Source organism: Kouleothrix sp. (assembly GCF_046328425.1).
GTDB lineage: Bacteria > Chloroflexota > Chloroflexia > Chloroflexales > Roseiflexaceae > Kouleothrix.
In genome coordinates this window covers 80,455-105,599 of sequence record NZ_JAXLWP010000012.1, presented here as the reverse complement: position 1 = coordinate 105,599, position 25,145 = coordinate 80,455, and the positions used below count along the sequence as shown (strand labels likewise).

General features: G+C 67.9%; 20 protein-coding genes and 1 pseudogene. 4 read left to right on the top strand and 17 right to left on the bottom strand.

Annotated features, from left to right (window positions below):
• The first annotated feature begins 23 nt into the window (after positions 1 to 23).
• Positions 24 to 2,225, top strand: a complete 2,202-nt coding sequence (locus U0177_RS12885; protein WP_409571041.1) for a carbohydrate ABC transporter permease — start codon at positions 24 to 26, stop codon at positions 2,223 to 2,225.
• Entirely contained in the window at positions 2,218 to 3,069 is an 852-nt protein-coding gene (locus tag U0177_RS12880; protein ID WP_409571040.1) for a carbohydrate ABC transporter permease, read from the top strand. Before U0177_RS12885 ends, U0177_RS12880 begins: the two co-directional genes overlap by 8 nt.
• A 7-nt stretch (positions 3,070 to 3,076) precedes the next feature.
• On the opposite strand, the gene U0177_RS12875 is transcribed toward U0177_RS12880, so the two are convergent.
• The 6 genes from U0177_RS12875 to U0177_RS12850 all read right to left on the bottom strand — a co-directional run bounded on the left by U0177_RS12875 (position 3,077) and on the right by U0177_RS12850 (position 9,957).
• On the bottom strand, positions 3,077 to 3,418 hold the full coding sequence (locus U0177_RS12875; protein ID WP_409571039.1) for a hypothetical protein: 342 nt from the start codon (positions 3,416 to 3,418) through the stop codon (positions 3,077 to 3,079).
• Between the two features lie 558 nt (positions 3,419 to 3,976).
• Complete coding sequence (gene aroB / locus U0177_RS12870) at positions 3,977 to 5,074, bottom strand: 3-dehydroquinate synthase (protein ID WP_409571038.1); 1,098 nt, start codon at positions 5,072 to 5,074, stop codon at positions 3,977 to 3,979.
• A 116-nt stretch (positions 5,075 to 5,190) separates the two neighbouring features.
• A complete protein-coding gene (locus tag U0177_RS12865; protein WP_409571037.1) occupies positions 5,191 to 5,577 on the bottom strand; it encodes an SWIM zinc finger domain-containing protein in 387 nt (128 codons plus the stop codon).
• 199 nt (positions 5,578 to 5,776) lie between these two features.
• The gene (locus U0177_RS12860) at positions 5,777 to 6,310 is read right to left on the bottom strand and encodes a shikimate kinase (protein WP_409571036.1); all 534 of its coding nucleotides are present in this window, start codon (positions 6,308 to 6,310) and stop codon (positions 5,777 to 5,779) included.
• A 15-nt stretch (positions 6,311 to 6,325) separates the two neighbouring features.
• Complete coding sequence (locus U0177_RS12855) at positions 6,326 to 7,333, bottom strand: 2-hydroxyacid dehydrogenase (protein ID WP_409571035.1); 1,008 nt, start codon at positions 7,331 to 7,333, stop codon at positions 6,326 to 6,328.
• Positions 7,334 to 7,554: 221 nt separating this feature from the next.
• Positions 7,555 to 9,957, bottom strand: coding sequence for an Ig-like domain-containing protein (locus U0177_RS12850; protein WP_409571034.1), 2,403 nt, complete (start codon positions 9,955 to 9,957; stop codon positions 7,555 to 7,557).
• Positions 9,958 to 10,335: 378 nt separating this feature from the next.
• On the opposite strand from U0177_RS12850, the gene U0177_RS12845 reads away from it, so the two are divergent.
• The gene (locus tag U0177_RS12845) at positions 10,336 to 10,620 is read left to right on the top strand and encodes a hypothetical protein (protein WP_409571033.1); all 285 of its coding nucleotides are present in this window, start codon (positions 10,336 to 10,338) and stop codon (positions 10,618 to 10,620) included.
• A gap of 42 nt (positions 10,621 to 10,662) precedes the next feature.
• Here U0177_RS12845 and U0177_RS12840 read toward each other — a convergent pair whose 3' ends face one another.
• The 11 genes and pseudogenes from U0177_RS12840 to U0177_RS12790 form a co-directional block, all read right to left on the bottom strand.
• Positions 10,663 to 11,868: an MFS transporter gene (locus tag U0177_RS12840; protein WP_409571032.1), complete on the bottom strand. Its 1,206-nt coding sequence runs from the start codon at positions 11,866 to 11,868 to the stop codon at positions 10,663 to 10,665.
• Between the two features lie 155 nt (positions 11,869 to 12,023).
• On the bottom strand, positions 12,024 to 12,473 hold the full coding sequence (locus U0177_RS12835) for a hypothetical protein (protein ID WP_409571031.1): 450 nt from the start codon (positions 12,471 to 12,473) through the stop codon (positions 12,024 to 12,026).
• Entirely contained in the window at positions 12,470 to 13,372 is a 903-nt protein-coding gene (locus U0177_RS12830; RefSeq protein WP_409571030.1) for an MBL fold metallo-hydrolase, read from the bottom strand. Before U0177_RS12830 ends, U0177_RS12835 begins: the two co-directional genes overlap by 4 nt.
• An 81-nt stretch (positions 13,373 to 13,453) precedes the next feature.
• On the bottom strand, positions 13,454 to 15,082 hold the full coding sequence (locus U0177_RS12825; RefSeq protein ID WP_409571029.1) for a GMC family oxidoreductase: 1,629 nt from the start codon (positions 15,080 to 15,082) through the stop codon (positions 13,454 to 13,456).
• A complete protein-coding gene (locus tag U0177_RS12820; protein ID WP_409571028.1) occupies positions 15,079 to 15,516 on the bottom strand; it encodes a gluconate 2-dehydrogenase subunit 3 family protein in 438 nt (145 codons plus the stop codon). The genes U0177_RS12825 and U0177_RS12820 overlap by 4 nt, the downstream gene beginning before the upstream one ends.
• 98 nt (positions 15,517 to 15,614) lie before the next feature.
• Positions 15,615 to 17,423: an ATP-binding protein gene (locus U0177_RS12815; protein WP_409571027.1), complete on the bottom strand. Its 1,809-nt coding sequence runs from the start codon at positions 17,421 to 17,423 to the stop codon at positions 15,615 to 15,617.
• A 457-nt stretch (positions 17,424 to 17,880) separates the two neighbouring features.
• A complete protein-coding gene (locus U0177_RS12810; RefSeq protein ID WP_409571026.1) occupies positions 17,881 to 20,298 on the bottom strand; it encodes an immune inhibitor A domain-containing protein in 2,418 nt (805 codons plus the stop codon).
• A gap of 670 nt (positions 20,299 to 20,968) precedes the next feature.
• Entirely contained in the window at positions 20,969 to 22,231 is a 1,263-nt protein-coding gene (locus U0177_RS12805; RefSeq protein WP_409571025.1) for an ArgE/DapE family deacylase, read from the bottom strand.
• 160 nt (positions 22,232 to 22,391) lie between these two features.
• Entirely contained in the window at positions 22,392 to 23,285 is an 894-nt protein-coding gene (locus U0177_RS12800; RefSeq protein WP_409571111.1) for an IS4 family transposase, read from the bottom strand.
• A complete protein-coding gene (locus U0177_RS12795; protein ID WP_409571113.1) occupies positions 23,224 to 23,643 on the bottom strand; it encodes a hypothetical protein in 420 nt (139 codons plus the stop codon). Before U0177_RS12795 ends, U0177_RS12800 begins: the two co-directional genes overlap by 62 nt.
• A 20-nt stretch (positions 23,644 to 23,663) precedes the next feature.
• A pseudogene (locus tag U0177_RS12790) lies at positions 23,664 to 23,780 on the bottom strand (transposase DNA-binding-containing protein); the annotation flags it as partial.
• 469 nt (positions 23,781 to 24,249) lie between these two features.
• Here U0177_RS12790 and U0177_RS12785 point away from each other — a divergent pair.
• Positions 24,250 to 25,131 (top strand): tetratricopeptide repeat protein, encoded by an 882-nt coding sequence (locus U0177_RS12785; RefSeq protein WP_409571024.1) that lies wholly within the window; start codon positions 24,250 to 24,252, stop codon positions 25,129 to 25,131.
• Positions 25,132 to 25,145: the final 14 nt, after the last annotated feature.

Sequence of the window (25,145 nt, the reverse complement as noted above, 5' to 3'; positions counted from 1 at the left end):
GCCCCTTAGCCGATGGAGGCACCATGAACCAATCGCTTGCGCCAGCGCTGCCGGCCGAGCGGCGCCGGGTGCGCGTACGGATGAGCCTGCGTGCCGGCGCGGTCGCGGCGGTGACGCTGCTGGCGCTGCTGCTGCGGGCGCGCGCGGCACTCGTGCTGCCGGCGGATTTCGACGAAGACGACTACCTGCGCGCCGGCCAGCTGTACGCGCAGCATATCGCGGCGGGCGACATCGCCGCAATTGTGAACGAGCGCGAGAACTACGAGCACCCGCCAATGAGCAAGCTGGCGTTTGGCGCGGTGCTGTACGCAACCCAGCCGCCCGGCGCCTACGCCACCCCGGTGGCGGCCGGCAGCGGCGACACGCCCGCGAAACCGGCGGTTGCGGCGCAAGCGCGCTCGCTGCGGCTCTTTGGCGCGGTGGTGGGCGCGCTCACCGCCGGGCTGGTGGCCATAGCCAACCCGCTGGCCGGGCTGCTGGTGGCGCTCAACTCGTGGCATATCAAGTACACCAGCCAGGCGATGCTCGAAGCGCTGCCGTGCCTGCTGGCCACGCTCGCGCTGCTGCTGCTGCGCCGCTCGGGCCGCAACGGCGACGCCTGGTGGTGGGGCGCGGCGCTGGCGCTCGGCGCCGCCGCCGCAGGCAAGTACCTGTACGGCGTCGGCGGCGCCGCGGCGATCGTATGGACGCTGTGGCGCGGCCGCGCGGCCGGGCGCACGACCGCGCGCACCTGGGCGCTAGCAGCGGCCTGGGGGCTGGCCGCGCTCGTGATGTTCTACGCGCTCGACCCGGCGCTGTGGCCCGATCCGATCGGCCGGCTGCGCGCCTCGCTGCTGTTCAACGTAAGCTACACCACCGGCAAGCAGGTCAGCGACACCGGCTTCGGCTGGGCCTACCAGCTGGTGTGGCTGCTCGGCGCGGTGCCATGGCACCCCGGCGTGTTCCCGCTGATGCTCGACGGGCTGTTTCTGGCGCTGGCGCTGCTGAGCTGGCGGCAGGTGCTGCGCGCCGAGCCGCTGGCCGCGCTGTGGTTCGCGGTGAACCTGCTGTTCCTGTTCTTCTGGCCCACCAAGTGGCCGCAGTACACGCTGGCGCTCAGCGCGCCGATCGGGCTGGCGGCCGCGGTGCCGCTCGGCCGGATGGGGCCACGGCTGCGCGCGGCATTGCGCCGGCGGGGCCGGGTGCCGCGCGGCGCGCTGCTATGGCTGCTGCCAACGCTGCTGCTGTTCGGCCTGATCGGCGTATATCCGCTGCTGCTGCAGACCGCGCTGGCCACTACGTCGTTCAGCGTCAGAAACTTGCGCGGCGGCGCGCTGGGGCTGTGGGGCGGCTGGCTGCGCGGGATCATTGGGCTGCCGCCGGCCGCGCCAAACGCCCCGGCCTACAACGGCCTGGGCGGCATCACGTTTCTGCTGAGCTGGCCTGAATTCTTGAACGTTGTGCGCTTTAATATTACCTGGGTGGCCACAACCATGCTGCTGGCCAGCGCGCTGGGCGTGTGGTTGGCGACGCTGCTCGCGCGCCGCGGCCTGCGCGGGCGCACGCTCTGGCGCATGCTGTTTATTCTGCCGTGGGCCATCCCCGAGTTCGTCGGCGCGCTGGTGTGGAGTACGATCTTCGACGATCAGTTCGGCCCGGTCAACCTGCTGACCGGCCGCTCGACCAACTGGCTGGACGACACCGCGCCGCTGGTGAATATCGCCGGCTGGCTACGCCCGCTGACCGACCGGCTGGCGGCGTGGCACCTAGCGCCGTTCAGCGAAACGCTTGGCTTTATCGGCAGCGCGCTCAGCCCCACCAAAGGCTTTCTGGTGCTGGTACTGGTGAGCGTGTGGGTGGCGTTTCCTTTCATGATGCTGATCAGCACTGCGGCGCTGCGCGGAATCCCGGCCGAAGTGCTCGACGCTGCGCGCGTGGACGGCGCCGAGGGCTGGACGCTCTGGCGCAGCATGACCTGGCCGCTGATCCGGCCCGCTGTGCTTTCGGGCATGCTGCTGCGCGGCATCCTGCTGTTTAACGCCTTCCACATCCCGCTGATGCTGTTCAGCGACCCGCAGCGCCCCGGCGCCGTGCCGCTAGCGATGGTCGGCTACTTTGTGATTCGCTACGACTCGGACTACACGCTGGCCGCGCTGATCAACACGGTGGTGCTGGGCCTGGCAATCGCGCTGGTGTGGCTATTCAACCGGCGCACGCAGGTGGCCGAGGGGGTGCAGTATGTTTGAGCGACCCATGGGCTGGCGGCGGCAGATCGCTACGCAGGCGAGCCTGGCGCTGGCCGGGCTCTTTGTGCTACTGCCGATCGCCTGGATGCTGCGGCTGGCGTTCGACGGCGCGGTAGCCTCGCGCCCCGGCGACGCGCGGCTGCTGCCGGCAAAGCCAACGCTCGATTTTTTCGCGCAGGCGTGGGCCGCGCCTACCTCGAACTACTCGTTCGCGCACCTGCTGGGCAATAGCCTGCTGGTGGCCGGCAGCACCGCGCTGGTGGCGCTGATATTTGGCGCCAGCGCGGCGTACGCCTTTGCGCGCTACCGTTTCACCGGCCAGCGCGCCGGCCTGCTCGCCACACTGGTGATGCTGATGCTGCCGCCGGCCGGATTCACCGCGCCATACTTTATCTTCTTGCTGTCGCTGGGGCTGCGCGGCTCGCTGCTGGGGCTGATCGGCGCGTACTGTGCGATCGCGCTACCGTTCGCAATCTGGACGGTACGCAACGCCGTGCAGAGCATCCCGACCGAGCAAGACGAGGCGGCGATGCTGGAGGGCGCATCGCGGCTGCGGATCTTTGCGCAGGTGATCGTGCCGCAGATCACGCCAGCGCTGGCGGTGGCGCTGTTCATCGCATTCTTGCTGGCGTGGTCGGAGTTTGCGCTTGGCTGGGGCCTGATCAGCGACCCCGAGCGGGTGACGCTGGCGATGGGCCTGTATACCATGCGCGGCACCAGCTCGATCGCCTGGGGGCTGCTGAGCGCCACCGCGCTGATGGTGGCGCTGCCGGTGCTGGTGCTGTTCTACCTGCTTGGCCGCTACCTGCTGAGCGGCCTGACGCTGGGAACGGCCGGCGAGTAGCCCGGCGCTAGTTGCCGCGATTGCCGGCGCGCGGCTGGGCGCTCAGCTCGACCTCGCGGTCGTCGCCGGGCGACTCGCGGAGCAGCGACTGGATCACCTGCGCGCTGATCGGCCCCTCGCTCACCACCGAGCAGATCAGCGTGGCGCGCAGCTCGTGCAGGTCGCGCGCGAGCACCCGCAGCATTTCGCTGAACTGCACGTGATACCATTCGGCCCGGCGGTTGGCGTCGGCCAGCTCGTCGCGCAGCGCCGCAAGCGCGATCGATTGCTGGTCGAGGCGCTGCTCGATGCTCAGCAGGTGGTGCTCGATGCTGGCAAGCGGATCGGTTGGGATGGATAAAGACTGCATTGCTCCGCTCCTAGGAAGGGCCAAAGTTAAAAATTTGTTATCTCATGCTAAGTCTAGCACGCGGCGGCGCACGCTTCAAGCGGTACGATAGTCCCCATCGGGTGGCGTACATTTGGCAGGGCCGGTGCGACAGCCTAGGCTCATACCAATAGGATAGGAGTTACGCACTTGCGTGATTCGGCTTCCTCAGGCTACACGATTGAGCCTGCGGCAGCATGGTACGTGTTCATCTTCTGTGTGCAGTTTTTCCGCGCGGAGCGCGGAAAAACTGCACACGATACGGAGAAGAGTACCGCTCTGCCGAAGGCTGAGGGTGCCAACTGCGTAGGTCCTATAGGAGTTACGCACTTGCGTGATTCGGCTTCCTCACGGTACGCGATTGAGCCTGCGGCAGAGCACGCCAACTGCGTAAGCCCTAACCAACTGCAATGCCCTGCTCGGCAAAGCCGGGCAGGGCATTGCAAAAGGAAATTTCGGGGGCGGCTTCGCCGCCCCGAACCGCCACATATGGCAGGTGCTCAGGCGGATGCGGAGCGACACGAAATGGCCGATGGTGCTTCAGCTACCGGTGACGACGGCGTACACCAGCGATTCGGGCACGTCGTCGCGCACCAGCGCCTGGCCTATCGCGGTAGGCAGCACCCAGCGCACCCGCCCGGCGCGCACCTTCTTGTCGCGCAGCGTGCGCTCGATCAGATCCTCGGGATCCATGCCCGCGGGGATAGCGGTGGGCAAGCCATAGGCCTGCAGCAGCCGGCGCTGGCGCTCGACAGCGGCGGCGCCCCATATGCCCATGCGTTGGGCAATCTGCGCGGCCAGATCCATGCCGATCGCCACCGCCTCGCCGTGCAGCAGCGCGCCGTAGCCGCCGGCGGCCTCGACGGCATGGCCGAGCGTGTGGCCATAGTTCAGCAGCATGCGCTCGCCGGTCTCGCGCTCGTCGGCATTCACCACGTCGACCTTCACCTTGGCGGCGCGGTGGATGATCTGGGGAAGAGCCGAGAGCCCCGAGCCAGAAGCCGGCGGCGCGGATGCCTGGCTCTCGAGCATCTCGAACAGCCCGGCGTCGCGGATCACGCCGTGCTTGATCACCTCGGCCCACCCGGCGCGCAGCTCGCGCGGCGCCAGCGTGCCGAGCGTATCGGTGTCGCTGAGCACCAGGCGCGGCTGGTGAAACGCGCCGATCAGGTTTTTGCCAAGCGGGTGGTTGACGCCGGTCTTGCCGCCGAGCGCGCTATCGACCATGGCCAGCAGGGTGGTGGGCAGCTGAACGAGCGCGATGCCGCGCAGCACCGTGGCGGCCACAAAGCCCGCCAGGTCGCCGACCACGCCGCCGCCCAGCGCCAGCACCGCGTCGCGGCGCTCGACATTGCCGCCGATCATCCAGTCGTAGCAGCCAGATACGATCGCCAGATCCTTGCTGGCCTCGCCCGAGGGCACCACGTGGCTATCGGCGGTGTAGCCGGCCGCACGCAGCTCGCCCAGGAGGCGCGGGCCGTAGTGCGGGAACACCGCGCTATCGCTGATCAGCCAGAGCCGGCCGCGCAGGCCCAGCTCGGCCAGGCGCGCCGGCAGCTCGCGCAGCAGCCCCGGCCCGACCACGATCGGGTAGCTTCCGGCGGGGGTGGTGATGGTCAGCTGTTGGTTTGGTATCATCGTTGTCCTATCAAAAGCCCGAGCCAGACCGATGTGCGATCATCCACAGATGACACAGATGATGATTATGTCTACTACAGCGATTGGCGTGGGCTGCACGCCTGTATCTGATCGCTCTACCGACTGTGTGGCTGGCCGCGCGGGCGCAGCGTAGCGTAGAGCCGCTCGCCGAGCAGCACGCGCCGATGCTGGCGCGCCGCCGCGTCGGGTGTGGCCCAGAACGAAAGTGCGCCGTTGGGCGCGTAGCTGGCCTGCAGCGCAGCGAGCACGTGCTTGCAGTTGATCCCGCCGTGGCGCGCCCACTCGCAGGTGCAGTGGCCGGCGAGCGCCGCCGGCTGCAGGGCCACCTCGTAGTGCCTGTCGGGCTGGCTGGCGCTCTCGACCCAGTAGCGGCCGTGGTCGGGGTCGCGCGGGATCACCAGCAGCTCGCGGCTGTCGTGCTGCAGGCGCTTGATATTCACAATATTCCGCGGCAGCGGCGGAATGCTCGTCTCGTGGATCATGGCAGTACCTTGTATTCATATAGGACTTACGCTGTTAACGTGCTCGGCCTTCGGCAGGGCGGTACCATATTCACAATAAAACCAGCCGCCGGGCTGGTTGATCGTAGGCTGGCTGTGTGGTTCCCGTGCGCCGCGCCGAGTGGCGAATTTGCGATTAGGAAGCCGATCGACGCAGGTATAGTATACCACATTTCACGCGTTATGACAAATCAGAAACCACAGTGATGCCGCCAGCCAGCAGCACGCGCTCGGCCACTTCCTCGGCCGAGCGCGCCTCGGTATCGATACGGGCGTCGGCGGCTTCGGCGTAGAGCGCGGCGCGGGCCGCGCGCAGCGCTGCCAGCCGCGCGGCCATATCGCCCTCGAGCAGCGGGCGCTGCTCGTCGTGGGCGCGCAGGCGCGCTACCAGCGCGGCCACCGGCGCGTCGAGCCACACGCAGAAGGCGCGCTCGCGCAGCAGGGCGCGGTTCTCGGCGCGCAGCACAATGCCGCCGCCAGTGGCAACGATCGCGGGGGCGCGGCCGAGCGCGGCGCGCAGCGCGGCGGCCTCGAGGTCGCGGAAGCGCGCCTCGCCGTCCTCGGCGAAGATCTGCGGCACGCCGCGCCCGGCGGCCTCGGCGATCAGCGCATCGGTGTCGAGCAGCGGCCAGCCCAGCCGCTCGGCCAGCAGCCGGCCGACGCTCGACTTACCAGCGCCGCTCAGGCCGACAAGCGCAATGATCTGTTTCGACATAGGCGTGGCCAACGGCTACCGAGCGCCTAGCGAGATCACTTTTGCGTCCCACAGGCTGGCGTTCACAAGAAACGGCGGGCGCTCGCCGTTGAGCGCGGCGATCAGGTTACGCGCGGCGATCAGGCCCATGCGCGTGCGCGTGGCGGTGGTAGCGCTAGCGACGTGCGGCGTCACCAGCGCGTTTGGCAGGCTCAGCAGCGCGTGGTCGGCCGGCAGCGGCTCGGGGTCGGTCACATCGAGCGCGGCCACAAACGTGGGCCGGGCGCGCAGCGCGTCGAGCAGCGCGCGCGTATCGACGACCGGGCCGCGCGCGGTGTTCACCAGAATCGCGTCGGGCTTCATCAGCGCCAGCGCGTCGCGGTCGATCAGGTGGTAGGTTTCGTCGTTCAGCGGGCAGTGCAGCGACACGATATCGCTCTGCGCCAGCAGCTCTGCGAGGGCGACATAGCGCGCGCCGGTGGCCTGCTCGGCCTCGGGCTTGCGGTGCGCGCCGCTGTAGAGGATCTGCATGCCGAAGCCCTGGGCGCGCCGCGCCACCGCCTGGCCGATCCGGCCCATGCCGACGATGCCGAGCGTCGCGCCGTACACATCGCGGCCGAGCAGGATCTCGGGGCCCCAGGTACGCCAGCGCCCGGCCTTGACATACTGCTCGCTCTCGACCACGCGCCGCGCCGCGGCGAGGATCAGCGCCAGCGCGAAATCGGCGCTGGTTTCGGTCAGCACGTCGGGCGTGTTCGTCACCAGCACGCCGCGCCGCGTGGCCGCCGGGAGGTCGACATTATCGTAGCCTACCGCGTAGTTGCTCACCACCCGCAGATGCGGCGCGGCCTCGAGCAGCGCCGTATCGACGCGGTCGGTCAGCAGCGCCAGCAGGCCATCGATCTCGGCCACTTCCTTCAGCAGCACGGCGCGTGGCGGCGGCAGCTCGCCCGGCCACACGGCCAGCTGCACGTGCTGGGCGAGCAGGTCGAGCACGGGCTGAGGCATCCGGCGCGTCACATACACGCGGGGGCGTTCACTCATGGCGGGCTCCTTGGCGCAAGCAGGTGGTGTTCGCGAGCGCCTATGGTAGCAGAGGTTGGGGTTTGGCGCAATCCCGCGAACGCCGCGCCCGAGGCACAGCAAGGCCCTCCTGTTGCCACAAGAGGGCCTTGCTGATCTGGTGGCTTCGCCGCCCCCGAAAATTCTTTTTGCGATGGCCTGCCTGGCCATCGCAAAAAGAAAGAGAGCAAACGGAGTTGGTATTAGTTCGTGGTAATCACCAGCTGCGGGCGCTGGCTGACGGTGGCGAACTCGCGCGACGCGTAGCCCAGCGTGTTGCTGTTGCCCGCCGGCATCACGATCGCAAAGCTGTAGGTGCCGTTGCCGGTGATCGCGCTGGTCAGGTCGGCCTCGATCGTGGCGTTGACCCCAGCCACGCCGACGGTGGCCACGGTCGGGCCGTCGATCGCCGGCTTGGTGTTCCAGGTCAGCGCCTCAGGCCAGCTGGTGTCGGTCACCTGCTTGATAATGCCGCCGCTGGTCGAGTCGTTGGTCACGTACAGCCGCAGCTTGGCCGATGCGATCGTAGCGCCGGCCGGCAGCCCGCTGACGGTGAAGCGCAGAAACGCCTGCTTGGCGGTTGTCGCGCCGTCGACGATCGAGAACGACGTGCTGGTGCCGTAGGCGCTGGTCGGGGCCGCCTGGCTCACGTAGGTATCGGTCACTGGCGAGAAGGTGACGGTACTGCCGGCCGGCGGTGCGGCGGCGGTGGTGAAGCTCCAGCTGGTGGCGGCCAGCGGGTTGTTCGCCGCGTCGGCGATGCCGGCGGTCAGGTTCGCGGTGTAGGTCGTGTTGGCCGCCAGCGCCGCGCCTGGCGCCAGCGTCGCGGTCTTGCTCGCGCTGTCGTAGCTCACGCTCGCCGCGACCACGCCACCCGGCCCGCTCAGCGTGAACGTGCTGCCGCTCACGCCCGTCACCGCCTCGCTGAACGTCGCCGTCACGCTCGCGCCGGTGCTCACGCCCGTGGCATTGGCGGCCGGCACCGTCGCCGTCACGATCGGCGGCGTGGTGTCGGCCGGCGGTGCGGCGACGGTGGTGAAGCTCCAGCTGGTGGCGGCCAGCGGGTTGTTCGCCGCGTCGACGATCGCCGGCGTCAGGTTCGCGGTGTAGGTCGTGTTGGCTGCCAGCGCCGCGCCCGGCGTCAGCGTCGCGGTCTTGTTCGCGCTGTTGTAGGTCACCGTCGCGGCCACGGCAGTGCCATTCGCCGGCGTCAGCGTGAAGCTCGTGCCACTCACGCCCGTCACCGCCTCGCTGAACGTCGCCGTCACGCTGGTGTTCAGCGCCACGTTCTGCGCGTTTGCGGCCGGCGCTTTGCCCGTGACTATCGGCGGCGTGGTGTCGCTGGGCGGCGCGCCGAGATCGAGCGTGTTGTGCATGTAGAACAGCTTGCTCTCGTCGCTGGCCATCACCACCAGGCCAGAGGCCGCGTTCACCGTCTGCTTGGTCGAGGTCACGTTGTTGAGGCAGGTGTAGGTACTGCTGCTGACGAACGGCGTACCCTTGCCCGCCGAGAAGCTCGGGTTATCCATGCTCGTCGACTTCATGTAGATCACGCCGCAGCTGGTCGGCGAAGTCGCGAACATGTACACCTTGCGGTTAGTGGTGTCGAGCAGCACCTGCGGCCGGGTCTCGTCGTCGCCGACGGTGCTAAAAGTCGCGACCCGCCAGGTATTGTCGGGCTTGCGCACCACCAGGCGGAGCAGCGGCGAGGTGCTGGTGCCGCCGCAGCCGGCATCGCCGAACGAGGTTTTCACAGCCGCATAGATCGCGCCGCTCGCGTCGGATTGCAGCGACTTGAGGTTGATATGGTCGTCGGCGGCGCAGGTTGCGGCGTAGATCGAATCGACATTCGCCGGCCAGGCGGTGTCGTCGTCGCTGTCGCGGTGATGCGTGAAGTACATGGTCGACGGCGTGTTGTGGTTGCTCCACAGCACGCCAATGCTGCTACCGTCCTGGTCGGTGTAAGCCACCAGCGACGAGATATCGTCGGCGTTCAGCGTGGTGGCGGCAGCAGGGCCGGGCACAATAAACGGCGTGCCCCAGTTCAGGCTGCTGTCGACGGTCCGATTCACATAGACGCGCTTGCTCTGGGTGAAGGTGATCCAGAACTGGCCGGTCGAGTCTTTATCCATGGCCAGCGTCTCGGCGCTGCCGGTCATCATCACCTTGGGGAAGCCGCCGTCGAGCGTGTAGGTTTTGCTGGTGGAGTCGTAGCTGTAGCGCGAGAATTGGCCCTGGTTGCTGGTATCAAAGCGCACCAGCGAGGCGATATACAGCTTCTTGGCGCCGTCGTCCCACAGCGCGTCGGCGCGCGAGGTGGCGCGGGTGTCGATCACCGTACCGGTGTCAACCCACTGGCTCGGCCAGTTGAGCTTATAGATGTGCCAGGTGCCGCTGCCGGAGTGGAACATCGTGGCCCACCACAGGCCGTCGTTGAACCACAGCTTGCTCTGCGGCTTGTCGGCGGTCGGGTCGGTGCCCGGCGCGCTGCCGAACGAAAAGTCGACATAGCCGACATTCTGGTTAGCGGCGCTCAGCCCACCCGGCGCGCCCGCCAACATAGCCACGCACAGAAACGCCAATACCACAGCGAAAACACGTTTCATTTACAGCTCCCGAGCGTTTACTATCGCCAATCACAGTCTTCTTACAGCGCATATCTCAGCCATGATACCAGTGTAGGGCGCCTAACTAGGTAACATTTTGTTCATACCCGCGCGATCTGGCGATCAATCCGTTCATCGCCGCACAAAAGCCGCCGCGAAACGACACCTGGTCGTTTCGCGGCGGATTGCGATCAGTGGAGGCCACATCCTCATCCACAATTTCGACATTGATCTCGTAGTTGCTGGTGTCAGGGGAGGGGTGACACATCTGGCTGTGCAGCCCGAGCGCGCCGGCAGTCGTGGTATAATCTCGTGATGCCAGGCGGTGTGCCCGGCCTGGCGAACTGCCTTTCTACGGCTTGCAGCAGGCGTAATCGAATGGATCGACCGTATTTGACCGTGGATGTCGAGCGGCGCGGCTATGGGCGGCGCTATACCGAGCTGCCGGTCGACGTACTGACGCGCGAGGGTTTTTCGATCGATTTCACCGGCGCCTACATGCGCCCCGAGCGGATCGACATCCGGCCCGGCGACGTTGTGCGCTGGCGCGATGGTGAGCGCCGGGTGCAGGCCAACGTGGCCGAGGTGCGCCGCGAGCCGGGCTGGCTGCATGTGATCGTCGAGGGCGCGTTTCCACTGCCCCCCGACGCCTTTTTCCCCTGAAGCGCGCGATCCGATCGCCGCAGCACGCGCCAGCGGTGGCGCTCAGCTCTCTTCCGCCTCGCGCACCAGCAGCCAGCACAGCGCCACGCCCAGCAGCGTCGCGGCCGCGCTCAGCAGGCCGGTGGCCCAGATGCCGCGCGACTGCCATAGCGGCTCGGCCAGCTGCGAGCCTGTCGCGCGGCCGGTGCCGCTCATCAGCACGCACAGCGCCAGCACCGTGCCGCGCAGCGCCGGCGCCACGCCCGAAGCCAGCGGGAAGGCCGAGACAATCGAGAACTCGAAGCACAGGTCGAACAGGAAGAACAGCGGCAGAAACAGCAGCCAGCGGCCATCGCTCAGCGGCAGCAGCGCCGCGCTGACGGCGGTAAGCGTGTAGCCCGCCAGCACCGCGCGCTTTTTGCCCACCCGGTCGACCAGCGCGGTCGAGCCGAGCGAGCCGCCAAGCTCGGCCACGCCCAGCAACGCAAACACCTGCCCGAGCTGGCCCTCGGTGGCGCCAAAGCTCGTTTTGAGCCAGGCGCCCTGCACTATGAACACCAGGTCGACGCCCAGCGCGCTGCAGAACAGCAGCGCCAGCATGCCCAGGACGCTGGGCGCCCGCAGCGCGCGCCAGTCGGTTCGCGGCCGCACCGTGCCGGGCGGATGTGGTGGCGCCTGCGGCAGGCCAAAGCGCACCAGCGCCAGCGAGCACAGCGCCGCCAGAAAGATCACGCCAAACGACCAGCTCGTGTCGCCGGTGGCCTGCACCAGCTGCATCAGCGGCGCCACGCCCAGCAGTGCCGCACCGGCCCACGAGGTTTCGAACACGCCCAGCGCCCGGCCGCGCCGGGCGTAGCTGGTGCGCGCGCTCAGGTAGGCCTGCGCCGAGGGCTGGTACAGCGCCACCGCCAGGCCGATCAGCGCATAGCCTGCCAGAAAGCCGCCGAACGTCGTCGAGAGCGTGCACAGCGCCGCGCCGCAGCACAGCAGCACCAGCCCGGCGGCCATGATCGTGCGCTCGCCGCGAGCATCGGCCAGGGCGCCGCCCAGCGGCCCGGCCACCGACGCCAGCACCTGCACCGTCACCAGCGCGCTGACCGTGCGCAGGTCGACGTGCAGGCGCCCGGCCAGGAACGGCTGCAGCGGGTAGACGATCCGGTAGGCTACGTTCAGCGCCAGGCGCCCGAGCGTGACGGCGGCGAGCTGGCCGCTGGTGAGCGTATCGGCTTGCCCAAGCGTCGGGCTGGTGTTGATGGGTGTAGATTCCACGTTATTGCCCCGGATGCGTAGCAGGCGCGATAGATCGCGCCTGTAGAGTTTTCCAGTGTATTGCCCGCATACTAGCGTAGCGGGCGTGAGAGATCGCGCCCGCACAGTGGCAAGCTGCGCGCCGCCGAAACGTGGCAGGTTCAGCTGAACAATGGCTAACTTTCGAACGAGCCCTCGCCAAGCTCGGCGCGAATCATGGCGATCTGGCGCTCAGCCTCGGCGCGCCAAAACGCGTCGTGCGCCAGCTCCAGGTAGCGGCCGAGATCCTCCAGCGCGGCGCGCTGGTCGCCGTGGAAGCGCTGGAACAGCCCACGCTGCAGGTACGGGTCGGGCCAATCGGGCGCGAGCGCAATTGCGCCGGACAGGTCAGCGAGCGCGCCAGGCAGGTCGCTCAGCTCGCGCCCGCGGATGAGGCCGCGCCGGTAGTGCGCCTGCGCGAAGCCCGGCCACAGCCGCAGCGCCCGGTCGAACGCGCGAACGCCGGCGCGGAAGAATGGCTGGCTGGCGCCGCGAATGCCCCAGTAGCACCAGCTCAGGCCCCAGGCGTACCACCAGTAGGCCAGCGCGCGGCGCCAGGGCGCCACGGAAAGATATTGCTGCGTCATGGCTGGCCCCCGCCGAGGTGCTCGAGCATCATGCGGATGGCGGCCTGGTGGCCGGGCCGGTAGAACCCGGCCAGCGCGTCGGCGTCCATGTCGATCGGCACGGCGAGGGCGTAGGGGAAGCCCACCAGCGCCTCGAGATCGGCGCCGGCCGGCGGGCGGGCCGGCGCGCCAGCGGCCAGCGCGGCACGGCAGTGGTGCTCGAGCGTGTCGAAGTAGGCGCGGTTCTGCTTCAGCACCTCCGGCCCGGCCGCCACCGGCGCGTGGCAGAACAGCGCCGCCGCCGGGTCGAGCGCCTGCATGCGCTCGAGCGACTGGCGCAGCTGCGGCAGGGCTGCGGCCGACGCGGCGAACGGGAACGGCAGCTCGGCCGCGTCGCCGGCCAGCAGCGTGCCGATCTGCGGGATGAACACCGAGATGTGGTCGGCGGTATGGCCGGGCGTAGCAAACAGCTGCAGCGTCAGGTCGCCGCCAACGATCGCCAGCGTCTCGTCGAACAGCAGCGTCGGCGCGGTCAGCAGCACGTCGTCGAAGCGGCCTGGCTCGGCCGCGCGCTTGGCCGCGAGCTCGGCGCGCGTCTCGCGGGCGCGCAGGCGCTGCGCGCAGCGCCGGCTGGCGATGATCGGCACCTGCTCCGGCGCGCCGGCGCCGGCGAGCGCGTGGTTGCCCCAGGCGTGATCCCAGTCGGCGTGGGTGTTGATCGCCAGCAGCTGGCGGCGCCCCCCGTGCTCGCGGGCGATCGCCAGCAGCGCGCTCGCGGTGGCGCGGTTGATCAGCGTGTCGACGATCACCGCGTAGCGCTCGGTGAGTACGACGAACACGTCGACCAAGTCGCCGCAGGCGCACACCAGGATGCGCGGATCCCAGCCGCCGTTTGGGCGCAGTGTCACTTCATCGGCCATGTCGGGCTCCTCTTGTACCCCGCTGCTGCGGCGCCCCCTGCTCGCTCCACGCTATATGAGGAAGGCAGAAGCTGAGCGGCTTCAGCTCCCCGCGATAGCGCCGGCCGTTCGAAACGCCAGCGCCATGATCGTCAGCACCGGGTTGAACCCGCCGTTGGTCACGTGCACCGATCCGTCGGCGACGTACAGGTTGTCGTGGCCGTGCACGCGGCCCCAGCGATCGACCACCGAGGTGCGCGGGTCGTCGCCCATGCGGCAGGTGCCGGCCTGGTGCTGCCCAGCGCTGAGCTGCAGGCGCGGCGGTTTGCCCCAGGTGCGCGTGGCCCCGGCGGCGCGCAGCCACTCGTGGGCCCGCTCGGCCATGAACGCGGCGGTGCGGAGTGTCTCGGGGTGCGTCGTGCCCGCGAGCCGCGCCACCGGGATGCCCCAGCGGTCGCGCACGCGCGGGTCGAGCGTCACGCGCGCGTCGGGGCTGGGGATCTCCTGCACCGGGCCGGTGATGCGGATCACGCGGCGGTAGCTCTCGCGCATGAAGCGCTTGTTCTCGGCGCCCCAGCGCGGCACGTCGGGCGGCAGGTAGCGCGCCCAGAAGATGATCGGCAGCGCGATGAACTCGTTCGCCAGCATGCCGCCGCCCACCAGGCCGGGGTTGCCGTGGTTGAAGCGGCAGGTCGCGGCCGACACGCCCGGGCCCTGGCCGTCGTACACCGGCTCGGGCATCAGGCCAAACGCCGCCGGGTAGTAGTGGCCCTGCAAGTTGCGCCCAACCTGGTCGTGCTGGTTGCCGAGGCCCGCAGGGTGCTGCGGCGAGCGCGAGTTCAGCAGCAGCCGCGCGGTCTCGATCGCTCCGGCGGCGCACACCACCGCCGCCGCGCGCGGGCTGTGACGCCGGCCATCCGCGCCGTAGTACGAAACGCCGAGCACCCGGCCGTCGCTGTCGGTGTCGATGCGCTCGACCATCGCGCCGGTCACAAGGTCGCAGCGGCCGCTGGCCAGCGCGCGCGGGATGAGCGTGTTGTGCGTGCCATTCTTGGCATCCACCGGGCATGCGAAGCCAACGCAGTGCTGGCAGGCGATGCAGGCCGGCCGGCCGCCATACTCTGCCGTGTTGATCAACACCGGCACCGCCAGCGTCGGCCAGCCCAGCGCCGCTGCGCCCGCGCGCAGGAGCGCGCCCTCGCGATTGACCGGCAGCGGCGGCATGGGGTAGCCCCTGGCGCGCGGCCAGATCGCGGCGCTGGCTGCGCTCTCGCCAGCCACGCCGATCTCCCACTCGGCGCGATCGTAGTACGGCGCCAGCTCGCCGTAGCCGATCGGCCAGTCGGCCAGCGAGCTGCCGGGCGGCACGCCGTACGCGCTGGCCATGGCGAAGTCGGCGGGCAGGAAGCGCCACGACTGCGCGCCGTACACCGCAGTGCCACCGCCCACGGCGGCCGCGTTGCTGTGGTACATGTCGTCGTGCGGCGGCACGACGTGCGCGGCGCCGTCGGGCTGCACGAGCACGCGCGGGTTGCCGGCCAGGTCGGGGCCGGTGTTGTGGCCATAGCGCGTGAAGCGGTGGTGGCGCAGGTGGTCGCGCGGCTCGTTCGCGAAGGTTACGTGGCCGCCGCGCTCGAGCAGCAGCACGCGCCTGCCGGCCTCGGCCAGTACGCCGGCGGCCACCCCACCGCCAGCGCCTGCGCCAACGATGATCACATCGTACTCGCTCATCCGCGCACCTCGAAGCCGACCATGCGCCACGCCAGCGCGCCGCGATTGCCGCCGTTGGCCGGGTCGGCGTAGAAGCCTTCCGCAGCGTGGGCCACGGCGGCGCTGAAGAACGCGGCCGGGTCGATTGGCCACTCGGCCACCACGGCGCCGCGCTCAACCGCGCCGAGCAGCTCGTCCTGGCGCGCCAGCGGCAGCTCGGCGAAGCCGGCCGCGCCGGAAGCGCGCGCCTCGGCGTCGAGCGCGTCGAGGCCAGCCTGGTACACCGACAGGATCGGCCGCAGGTCGCCGGCGAGCTGGCGCAGCAGGTACTCGCCCGCGCCGGCCTCCCAGCCGCCGGAAACATCGTCGGGTGGGATGAGCCGGTCGATCAGCGCGCGCAGCGTGGCGAGCTGGCGCTCAGAGAGCGGCGCGCGCGCGGGCGTAGGGTCGTCCATGATTCACCCAATCATCAAGGCGGATGTTGGGATATATTACTACAGCTTTGGCGCGCGGCTGAACTTCAACCAGTGGTGGTTTGAGCCTACACCCGCAGCTAGCCCTCGAAGCAGTGCGGGTTGGCGCGGATCAGGTCGTCGGCGCCGCGAAAGCCTTGCAGCACCAGCGGCGTGCCGAGGCTGCCAAGCGCGACGATCGGGCCGGTGAGCATGAAGGTGTAGCGGCCGGTGCGCTTGGGGTCGGGCAGCGAGCAGTAGCGCGCGAAGCCCTCTTTGCCCAGCTCGGTCTCAACATACTCGCGGTCGGCGCCGAGCTTGAAGCCCTGGCCGAACATCTTCACCTGCAGCTGGCGCAGAATGGTCTTGTCGAAGTCGTGCAGCGTCTGGGTCACGAACATCCAGCCCACGCCGTACTTGCCGGTCATGCGGATGCTCTGGGCCAGCAGGCTGCGCGTGCGCGTGCCGTCGCTGGTTTCGGCGGCATGCTCGCCGGCAAACAGGTGCGCCTCGTCGAGCAGCACCAGCGCGTTCGAGGTCTGGCCGTTCTGAAACGAGCGGTGGATCACATAGCGCAGGCGCGTCAGAATCTCGTTCAGCAGGAAGTACGGCGTCTCGTCGGCGCCCTCTTGGGCAAACGACAGCACCACCACCGCGCGCTCGTTCAGCACGCGCCCGATCAGATCCGAGAGCAGCACGCGCCCCTGCCCGCCAGGCGCGTCGGTGCGGAAGCGGCGCAGCGCCTCGTCCCACAGCCGCCGCAGCCGCGCCTCGTCGAGGTTGTAGCGCGCCAGCACGTCGGCGGCGCGCTGGCCCTCGCCGGGAGTAGTGCCGGGACGGGTGGCGTAGATCACATCGGCGAAGCGCGCGAGGTCTTTCACCAGCGCGGCCATATCGGCGGCGCGCAAGTCGCGGATGGGCCGGCGCTTGCCGTGGCCGTCGGTCAGCTCGCCAAGCAGGCCAGCCAGGCGCTCGGCGGCCTCGCGCTCTTTGTTCGCGCCCTTGAAGCCCAGGCTTTCAAAGAAGCCGGCGCGGCGCAGCAGCTCGGTGAAGGCCTCGCTGCCCTCGAGCGCCACGTCGTCGGTGGTGAGCACGCTCAGGTCGCGCTTGACGCGCAGTCCGCCGATCATGCGCCGGATGCTGAAGTCGACGCGGTGATCGCCGGCGGCGAAGCGGTCGCGCCCGAACTCGCCCTGCGGGTCGAGCACCAGGATGCCGAGGTCGCGGTTGGCCGCGAAGCCGGCCAGCACCTGCGCCGCCAGAATGCTCTTGCCGCTGCGCGTCTGGCCGAAGATGCCGAGCATCACCGCCTCGCCAAAGCCGCCCGACTCGGTGCTGCCGAAGTGGCGCAGCGTCAGCGGCACCGGCAGGCCATCGCCAGGCGACTGGCCGGCGTAGAAGATCCCCGGCTCGGTATGCACCAGATCCTGGAGCGTGGCGGCGTCGGCGGGGTACACCGGCGTGCCCGAGGGCGGCGGCGTCGAGAGCGTGGTGCGCCGCAGCACGCGCCCGCCGTCGTCGAGCAGAAACACGCCCAGCGCGCCAAGCTGCGCCGATGTCAGGTCGCTCTCGCCCGAGAGCGCCGGCAGCGCGCCCTGGTGCTTGATCACCGCGCGGATCACTGGGTCTTCGTGCCAGCGGTTGCGCGTGACGATCCCGCCCAGCTGGCAGAGCGCGCGCTTGCGGTAGGTGCGCCCGTTGAAGCGCTCGGTCACCTCGAACGTGACCCAGGCGTGGTCGAGCGCGCGGTCGCGCGCGGCCTCGAGGATGTCGACGGTGAAGGTGGTGGTCGAGTTCGGGCTGCCGATCACCGCGATCGGCGCGGCAATGGCGGGCGGAACGGCCAGCGTGCCTGCGGGCGCGGCGGCCCGGTTCGGCGTCGGCTCCTGGCTCTCGCGGATGTGTCGCATGCGCCCGCCTCTCTCTCTACTCGCGCTGGTTTCTCTGGCGATATTACCCCGAACAAACTTGCGAAACGAATGTTCGGAGTATAGCACCGATGTGCGGAAAGATCAAGAGGTTATGCAAACCAGTGTAAAGAGTTAATCGCACACACGTTCTACAAATTACACGAGTTACGCGGTGGGGGTTCGGGGCGGCTTCGCCGCCCCCGAAAATTCCTTTTGGCCGGTCGCGGCCACGGCGGTGGCCGCGACCGGCCAAAAAGAGATGATTTTGGAGGGCTTGCGCCCTCCAAGCCTCCCACGCGGGAGGACACCGCCCAATCCTGTCGGCGAACCGTGTCGCGGTGCCCCCAAGCCTCCCACGCGGGAGGACACCGCGTAACTCGTGTACATTATGAGAGCCTGTTTGAAAAAGGGGTGCGCAAGGGGCTATACCCCTCGCGCACCCCTTTTAGACAGATTCCTAGTGAACCGGCCGAACCTCGACCTCGATCACATTGCCGGCCGAATTAATATCCTTGATGCGGATCTCCGTGCCGGTTTTCGGCACGTCGACGCCGCTCCAGCCCACCTGGAAGCGGCCGTGGCTGGCCGGGTCGTGGCCATCGCTGGCGTACCACCAGGTCTTCAGATCGTTGAATGTGCGCACGGCCGGCTGCGACTCGATCGTCGTGGGAACGCCATTCTTGTGCAGCGTAATCTTGTCGGTGCGCGCGAGCCCAAAGGGCGAGTCGTACGACTGGATGCGCGGGCGCATGAGCGTACCATCCGACCAGTGCAGCGGCTGGGGATGCGCGTCGATCGGCAGGATCAGGCCGCCGCCAGGGTGGTCGCCGACGTTGTTGTCGGAGTACGATTCGTCCCAGTAGCTGATCAGCAGGCCATCCTGGTAGCGGAAGAACTCGACCCAGTCGGGCCGCGTGTTCAGGAAGCCGAAGTTGTAGGCGTTGCGCAGCGACTTGTCGTAGCCGCGGTAGCCCCGGTTCTCGGCCACGTACGCGTTGAAGTACGAGCTCGTCTCGATGCCGCTGGTGACGTGGAAGCCGCCCGTAGCCGGGCTATACGTCCAGCCGCCGTCGGCCTCGGCGCCGTCGGTCGCGTCGCCGGCGATCGAAAGCTCGTCGATCGCAAAGCCTGGCTCAACCGTCGCCCCGTCGGTCCAATACCGGAAGCCGATCAGCACGCTGCCGCTGTAGCCCGCCAGGTCGGCGTTGAGATCGACCCAGTTGCCCGCGCTGCTGCCGGTGATGCCGTGGCCGAAGTTCTGGCCGTTCGGGTCGGTGTCGGTCGAAAGGTTGGTGGGAACGCCCGTCCACGTCGCGCCGCCGTCGGTCGAGACGATGACGTAGGCGTAGTCCCAGTCCTGCTCGATCTGGTAGCGCACCTTGGCGGTGAGCGATGCATTCGCCGGCAGCGTCACCTGCTTGTACATCACCGTATCAAGGTCGTTGCCCGAGCCGCTGTAGTAGAAATTGCTGCCGGCGAAGGGCGCGCCGAGATCGACACTGACCTGCTTGTCGGGCAGCACAACAAACAGCGCCTGAGCATTTTTCGTGGCGCCGTTGGCCGGGCCGATCTTGTGCTTCGACTTCTCGCCGGCAAACGCAACGTCGTAGAAGCGGCCGCCCGCGCAGCTATTGCAGCCGAGCCAGCCGAGCTGGAACTTTTCCCACACGCCCAGGTCGGTCGGGTCGTCGCCGATGCCGTCGGTGCCGCGGTGGTTGCCATACGAACCGCTCGAGTACAGCGTCCAGAAGCCAGTCGAGTTCTCGGCGCCGCCGGTGTTGCCCGAGGTGTCGTACAGGTCGGGCAGGCCGAGGTCGTGGCCGTACTCGTGGGCGAACACGCCCAGGCCGCCGTTCTCGGGCTGGATGGTGTAGTCGCCGATCCACACGTCGGTCGGGTTCGAGGGGATGGTAACGCCCGAGGAGACGCCGCCCGCGCCGGCATTGACGCCGCCAAACTGCGCCAGGCCGGCCGGGCCGCTGGTGCCAAACGGGTTGAGCTGCGCATACCAGCGGTGGCTCCAGATCGCGTCGGTGCCCTGCTGCGGCGCGCCAGCCGCCTCGTCGCCGCCGGCGTGCACGATCTGGAAGTGATCGATGTAGCCGTCCGGCTCGTTGAAGTTGCCGTCGTTATCGTAGTCGTAGCGATCCCACTGGTCGAAGGTCTGCAGGTAGGCTTTGATCTCGTCCTGCGTCTTGCCGGCGGCCAGCTGCTGATCCACCCAGAACGCCATGGCGTCGCGGATCAGGAACCAGGTGTTGCTGCACACAATACTGCCGCAGATGTTGCGGCCGTAGCGCGCCTCGTTGAACGGCACCTTGACCCACTCGGTAACGCTGCCATCGACCGAGTAGCGGCCCGACGACTGCGACTCCCAGTACTTCGCCATGCGGTTGAAGTACATGTCCTCGTAGTGCGCCGTAGTGTAGTCGGGCTGCCACAGCGTCGAGTTGTCCTGCGTGCGATCAGGCTTAGGGATGCTATTGTGCAGCGGGCCGTCGAATGTCTGCGCATCGCTGGCCGGCGTACCGTCGGGGTTGGTGTCGGGGTACGAGGCATGGCGCGTATTGCCGAACTCGGCGATAATCACGAAAACCTTGTCGGTTTTTTCGCGCGCCAGCTCGATATACTTGTTTTTGCTCACCTGAACGACATTGCCATCGGCCTGGCCCTTGAGCCGGGCCTGCAGCGCGGCCTGGCGCAGCGCGTTCTGGCGAGTGCTGAGCGGGCCCTTAAGGTTGTCGCCCTGGCCCTGGTTATCCTTGCCCCCCGCTCCCGGCCCGCGCGGCGCGGCAAAGGCTGCCGGCGCTATCAGGCTGGCAGCAATTGCCAAGGTGAACACGAGCCCAAGAAACGTTCGTCGCCTGAGAAACATGCTTTCATCCTTCCTTACAAGCGATCCCGATTACGGACGATATCTGCCAGGGTATCGGTCGTTTTGCGGGCGTGTCACTGATATACTCCCTCCTTCTGTTGCAGCAATAAAAAGCCGATCCTGCGGGCATGGCATAGGATCGGGGAATCTGGCATCGTGATGTCGAATCAGTAGCGCATGGCTGTGCCCAAAACGCGGCGCGACACAGCACGCGCAGCCGATGGCCAGGCGCATGCGCCGGCCGCGCCATCGGCTCGCAGGTGCAAGCGGCGCTGCTTACACGGTTCAGAAGAGCAAGGCACGCCAAAGTAACCCCGGCTGGCATTGGCTAAACCTTGCGCATGCCTCAGCTGCGCAGGCAAGCCGCCTTGCCAGGGAAATGTTGGGCTACCGCCTTACCCTATAGATTCCTTTTGTCATGAGACAAACCGATTATAGTAATCTGTGTAAAATTTGTCAAAGTTTATGAATGAAATGTAATGCTTCTGGTCGTACAAGCGCCAATTACCCGCTACAAACCAAATCCGGCTGGTCGATTGCTGTATGGTGAGGGTTCGGGGGCGGCTTCGCGAGCCTCGAAATTTCTCGTAGAGATGCCCTGCGCGGCTTCGCCGCGCAGGGCATCTCTACCAAATTCGCTTGATTACTTACGATTTAAACAAAGTTGGCATCAATCGTAGCCGCAGAAGCGCAGCGCGGCCAGCGCGAGCGTGCGAGTGACGGTGGCGAGATCCGCGAGCGGCACAAACTCGTCGGGGCGGTGGGCCACGCGCACATCGCCGGGGCCGAACATCACCGTCGGCGTCTGGCCGGTGTTCACCAGCAGGCGCATATCGGCGCCGTAGGTCATGCCCTCCAGCGTTGCGGCAGCGCCGGTAGTGCTGGCGAACGCGCCGGCCACGCTGGTGGCGATCGGGTGATCTACTGCGATGCCAGCCGGCTCGAAGCGGCCGCCCCACCACTCGACAATCGGCGGATGCTGGCTGAGCCAGGCGTCGGCCTGTGCGGCGCGCGCCACCGCCTGCTCGAGCTGCTGCCGCGCCGCCGCGATGTCTTCGCCGACCGCCAGGCCATAGCGGCCCTCACACACGAGGCTCTCGGCCACGCTCGAGGCCCAGGTGCCGGCGCGCAGCGTGCCGACGCAGATCGCGTAGGGCAGCGCGTAGCGCGCGTACAGCGGGTCGCGCGCGCGGCTGTTGCGCTCGCGCTCGAGCTCGATCAGCGCGGCGTACACCGGGTAGAACTTCTCGATCGCGCTGACGCCCTCTTCGCGCACGCAGCCGTGGGCCGCCAGGCCAGGGATCGTCAGCCGGAAGTTTAAGGCCCCGGCCTGCGCCGGCGCCACGCGCAGCTCGGTCGGCTCGATGATCACTGCGCCATCGGCGCGGTAGCCGCGCAGCACCGCCGCCAGCGTGCCGATGCCGCCGTCTTCCTCGCCGATCACGCTCTCGACGATCAGGCGGCCCTTGAGGCGCACGCCGGCGTCGTGCAGCGCCTTGGCCGCGAACAGCGCGCAGCACAGGCCGCCTTTCATGTCTACCGAGCCACGGCCATACACCCGCCCGTCGGCCACGGTGCCGGCGAACGGCGGGAAGCGCCAGTTGGCCAGGTCGCCGGCCGGCACCACGTCGGTGTGGCCATTGAAGATCAGGCTGCGCCCGCCGCGCTCGTCGCCGATCGTGCCGGCGACGCCCAGCCCGCGCGCGCGCTCGACCTCCCACGAGCAGTCGGGGTGGCGCTGGAGCGTGTCGAAATCGAGATCCCACACGTCCACCTCGAAGCCGCTCTGGCGCATCCACGCGGCCACGTGCTGCTGCACCGCCACCTCGGCGTCGCTGCCGTCGAGGCTGGGGATGGCGATCAGCTCGCACAGCAGCGCTACCAGGCCCTCCATATCGATCGCGTCGAGCACGCGCTGTTCGGTTTCGTTCATGGCTGTTTCCTTTGTGTGTCGAGCAGGGCTTGTGCAACGTCGGCCCTCACCCTCTTCGCCCCCTCTCCCGCGCGGGAGAGGGGATGGTTGTTGGCTTTGTGGCGGGTCGCCGCCGCGACCGCACCACAAAGCCAGATGTGTTTCCTCCCCTGACAGGGGACTAATCTTTACCCACATGTTCGTTGTTGAGCGAACGACGGAACAGGCAGTACATGGAGGTCAGATCGGCCAGATGTTGAAATCCTCTCCACATCACGGTGACGCCTGGTTCGCCATCACCCTTGCGCCCTTGGAAGCCGCCCAATCGCGCAATCCAGCCGACCGCGTCGTGCAGACCGGGTGTCTTGCCCGGCAGTATCAGCGTCCGATGGATGTGACAATACAGCGCCTGCCATTCCGCCGTGTCCAACACCGCCGTACACGACACATCCGGCACGGCGCGCGCCAGCATTGTGCTGAACATCACCCGCCACGCAATCACACTGAACAGCGCCAGACAGCGCCGCAGCCGATCTGCCGTCTCCAACTGCCGCGTCTCGATCGCGCAGCCACTTTTCAGCGTTTTATGCCAGATCTCAACCCCCCAGCGTCGACAATACCACTCCAGCACCGTCAGCGCCTGCGCGGCGCGCTCAACCGCAACGCTGGTCAGCAACAGCCATTCGAGCGCCTCCACGCCAGGCGGTGGCGTCTCCTCAATCGCCCAAACCGCTGTCAGGCTCACCGGCGTGAGCTTCTCCTTGGCACACCGCTGAGGTGGCCGCAGTATCACGGTCTGAAACCAAATCGTGACCTCTGCCGTGCGCGCCGCTTTGCCATCACGAGCGGGAATATGCACCACGCGTTTGCCCACCCGCGTTCCCAGCGGCAGTGCCTGCCACAGCCGACGAGCCTCGGGGTGCTCAACACGCCGATCCTGACCAGCACGAATGAGCAGATCAACCCCGGCGTGCCGTTCGGCGACCATCAGGTCGTAGATATCGGCCTCGGCATCAGCGACCAGGACGAACTGTGTGGTCGGACAGGCCTCGCGCGCGGCATTGATTGCCTTCAAGCCCTGCGCCCAGCGATAGCTCTTTGTCTTCAAACGGGCGTGTATGCGGATCAGGCAGTTCACCGAAGGTCGTCTGGTCGCGTGCCCACACATACTGCTGCAGAATGCCCAGCGGTACTGCCTCAGGAGTGATCGCCAGAGTGGTATGCATCAGCAAGCCGAGGTGCTTTTTGGTATGGATCGGGCCAAGATCGGTGGTGGCCGGATGGTGGCTCCAATCGAGTTCGGAGGTATCCTGCACGGCCAGCACCAGCGGCACACTGCTACAACGGTCGTGAGTGGCAGTACAATGACTGGCGAGCATGGCGTCAGGTTCAATCGCATCGGTGTCAAAGAAGCGATAGGCGGCCTTGAGCATGGCGGGATCTGGGCAGCCTGGGGCAAGGAGGCGGAGGGACGGCGAGCAAAGGTATCGGCCAAGGCGATCAAGCGCTTGGTGCGGCGCGCATCACCCAAGTCAGCGGCAGCGAATTCCTCCTCCGCCCACGAATCCATCAGCGTGACATCAACAACATCCATACTGAGCCTCCGTTCGCGCACCGATCGACAACATCTGCTCCTATCGTACCACCACATCGTAGCCGAGGAAAAATGTGGGTAAAGATTAGTGACAGGGGAGGGGGTAGGGGGAGGGGTCGAAAGACGTTGCACGAGCCCTGGTGTGTCGAGGCCACGGCGGTGGCCGCGACCAGCCAAAAGAGTGATTTTGGAGGGCTTGCGCCCTCCAAGCCTCCCACGCGCGAGGGCACCGCGTAAGTCCTCATTTCCAATAACAGGCATGGCTCAAGCCGGAACCTAGCGGCGCGATGGATCGCGCCCGCACCGTGCCTACCCACGCCCGAGAGCCTATTATATGCTGGCGGCGGCGTTGCCACAACTAACCGCGCTGGTCGTGGTATCATACACCACACAGCAATGGCAGTTCTCAAAAAGATCCTTGCGTGGCAAAGCAGAGGCACGATCGATGGCAACACAGATACTAGGGCAGGCCGCGAGCAAGCCGGCCGCAGTGTTCGACGTGGACGAGCGCACGTTTCAGGCGCAGGTGCTCGAGCGCTCGCGCACGACGCCGGTGGTGGTCGATTTCTGGGCGCCGTGGTGCGGCCCATGCCGCGTGCTCGGGCCGACGCTCGAGAAGCTGGCGAACGAGTCGAAGGGCGCGTTCGTGCTGGCCAAGGTGAATGTCGACAACAACCCGCGCCTGGCGCAGATGTTCCGCGTGCAGGGCATCCCCGCCGTCAAGGCCTTCCGCGACGGCAAGCTGGCCGATCAGTTCGAGGGCGCGCTGCCCGAGTCGCAGGTGCGCGCCTGGCTGAAGCGCGTGCTGCCGGCGCAGGCGAACGACCCGTTCGGCGCGGCGCGCGAGCTTGAGGATCGCGACCCGGCCGAGGCGGCCGCGCGCTACCGCCTGGCGCTCGGCCAGAACCCCGACGACCACGAGGCGCTGCTGGCGCTGGGGCGCGTGCTGGTGCTGCAAGGCGAGGCCGAGGGCGTCGAGGCACTGCGCCAGGTGCCCAGCGGCACGCCGCAGCACGCCGCCGCGCAGGCATGGCTGGCGCTGGCCGAGTTCTTTGGCGAGGCGCGCACCAGCAAGCTCGATGCGCTGAAGGCCCAGGTGGCGGCCACGCCCAACGACGTGGACGCGCGCTACAAGCTCGCCGCGCTGCTGGCGCGCGCACGCCAGAACGAGGAGGCGATCGACCATCTGCTGGCGATCGTCGGGCGCAACCGCGCGTTCCGCGACGACGGCGCGCGCAAGGCGCTGCTGGCGCTGTTCGCTGCACTCGGCGACCAAGACCCGCTGGTGGCGCCAGCCCGGCGCAAGCTCGCAAACCTGCTGTTCTAGCCGCGTTTGAAGCG

Bases quoted from the DNA above. Each gene is read 5' to 3' on its own strand.
- U0177_RS12835 (WP_409571031.1), bottom strand. From the start codon at position 12,473: ATGACGCAGCAATATCTTTCCGTGGCGCCCTGGCGCCGCGCGCTGGCC.
- U0177_RS12825 (WP_409571029.1), bottom strand. From the start codon at position 15,082: ATGAGCGAGTACGATGTGATCATCGTTGGCGCAGGCGCTGGCGGTGGG.
- U0177_RS12880 (WP_409571040.1), top strand. From the start codon at position 2,218: ATGTTTGAGCGACCCATGGGCTGGCGGCGGCAGATCGCTACGCAGGCG.
- U0177_RS12860 (WP_409571036.1), bottom strand. From the start codon at position 6,310: ATGTCGAAACAGATCATTGCGCTTGTCGGCCTGAGCGGCGCTGGTAAG.
- U0177_RS12855 (WP_409571035.1), bottom strand. From the start codon at position 7,333: ATGAGTGAACGCCCCCGCGTGTATGTGACGCGCCGGATGCCTCAGCCC.
- U0177_RS12875 (WP_409571039.1), bottom strand. From the start codon at position 3,418: ATGCAGTCTTTATCCATCCCAACCGATCCGCTTGCCAGCATCGAGCAC.
- U0177_RS12830 (WP_409571030.1), bottom strand. From the start codon at position 13,372: ATGGCCGATGAAGTGACACTGCGCCCAAACGGCGGCTGGGATCCGCGC.
- U0177_RS12805 (WP_409571025.1), bottom strand. From the start codon at position 22,231: ATGAACGAAACCGAACAGCGCGTGCTCGACGCGATCGATATGGAGGGC.
- U0177_RS12810 (WP_409571026.1), bottom strand. From the start codon at position 20,298: ATGTTTCTCAGGCGACGAACGTTTCTTGGGCTCGTGTTCACCTTGGCA.
- U0177_RS12815 (WP_409571027.1), bottom strand. From the start codon at position 17,423: ATGCGACACATCCGCGAGAGCCAGGAGCCGACGCCGAACCGGGCCGCC.
- U0177_RS12820 (WP_409571028.1), bottom strand. From the start codon at position 15,516: ATGGACGACCCTACGCCCGCGCGCGCGCCGCTCTCTGAGCGCCAGCTC.
- U0177_RS12795 (WP_409571113.1), bottom strand. From the start codon at position 23,643: ATGCTCAAGGCCGCCTATCGCTTCTTTGACACCGATGCGATTGAACCT.
- U0177_RS12850 (WP_409571034.1), bottom strand. From the start codon at position 9,957: ATGAAACGTGTTTTCGCTGTGGTATTGGCGTTTCTGTGCGTGGCTATG.
- U0177_RS12785 (WP_409571024.1), top strand. From the start codon at position 24,250: ATGGCAACACAGATACTAGGGCAGGCCGCGAGCAAGCCGGCCGCAGTG.
- aroB (WP_409571038.1), bottom strand. From the start codon at position 5,074: ATGATACCAAACCAACAGCTGACCATCACCACCCCCGCCGGAAGCTAC.
- U0177_RS12865 (WP_409571037.1), bottom strand. From the start codon at position 5,577: ATGATCCACGAGACGAGCATTCCGCCGCTGCCGCGGAATATTGTGAAT.
- U0177_RS12885 (WP_409571041.1), top strand. From the start codon at position 24: ATGAACCAATCGCTTGCGCCAGCGCTGCCGGCCGAGCGGCGCCGGGTG.
- U0177_RS12845 (WP_409571033.1), top strand. From the start codon at position 10,336: ATGGATCGACCGTATTTGACCGTGGATGTCGAGCGGCGCGGCTATGGG.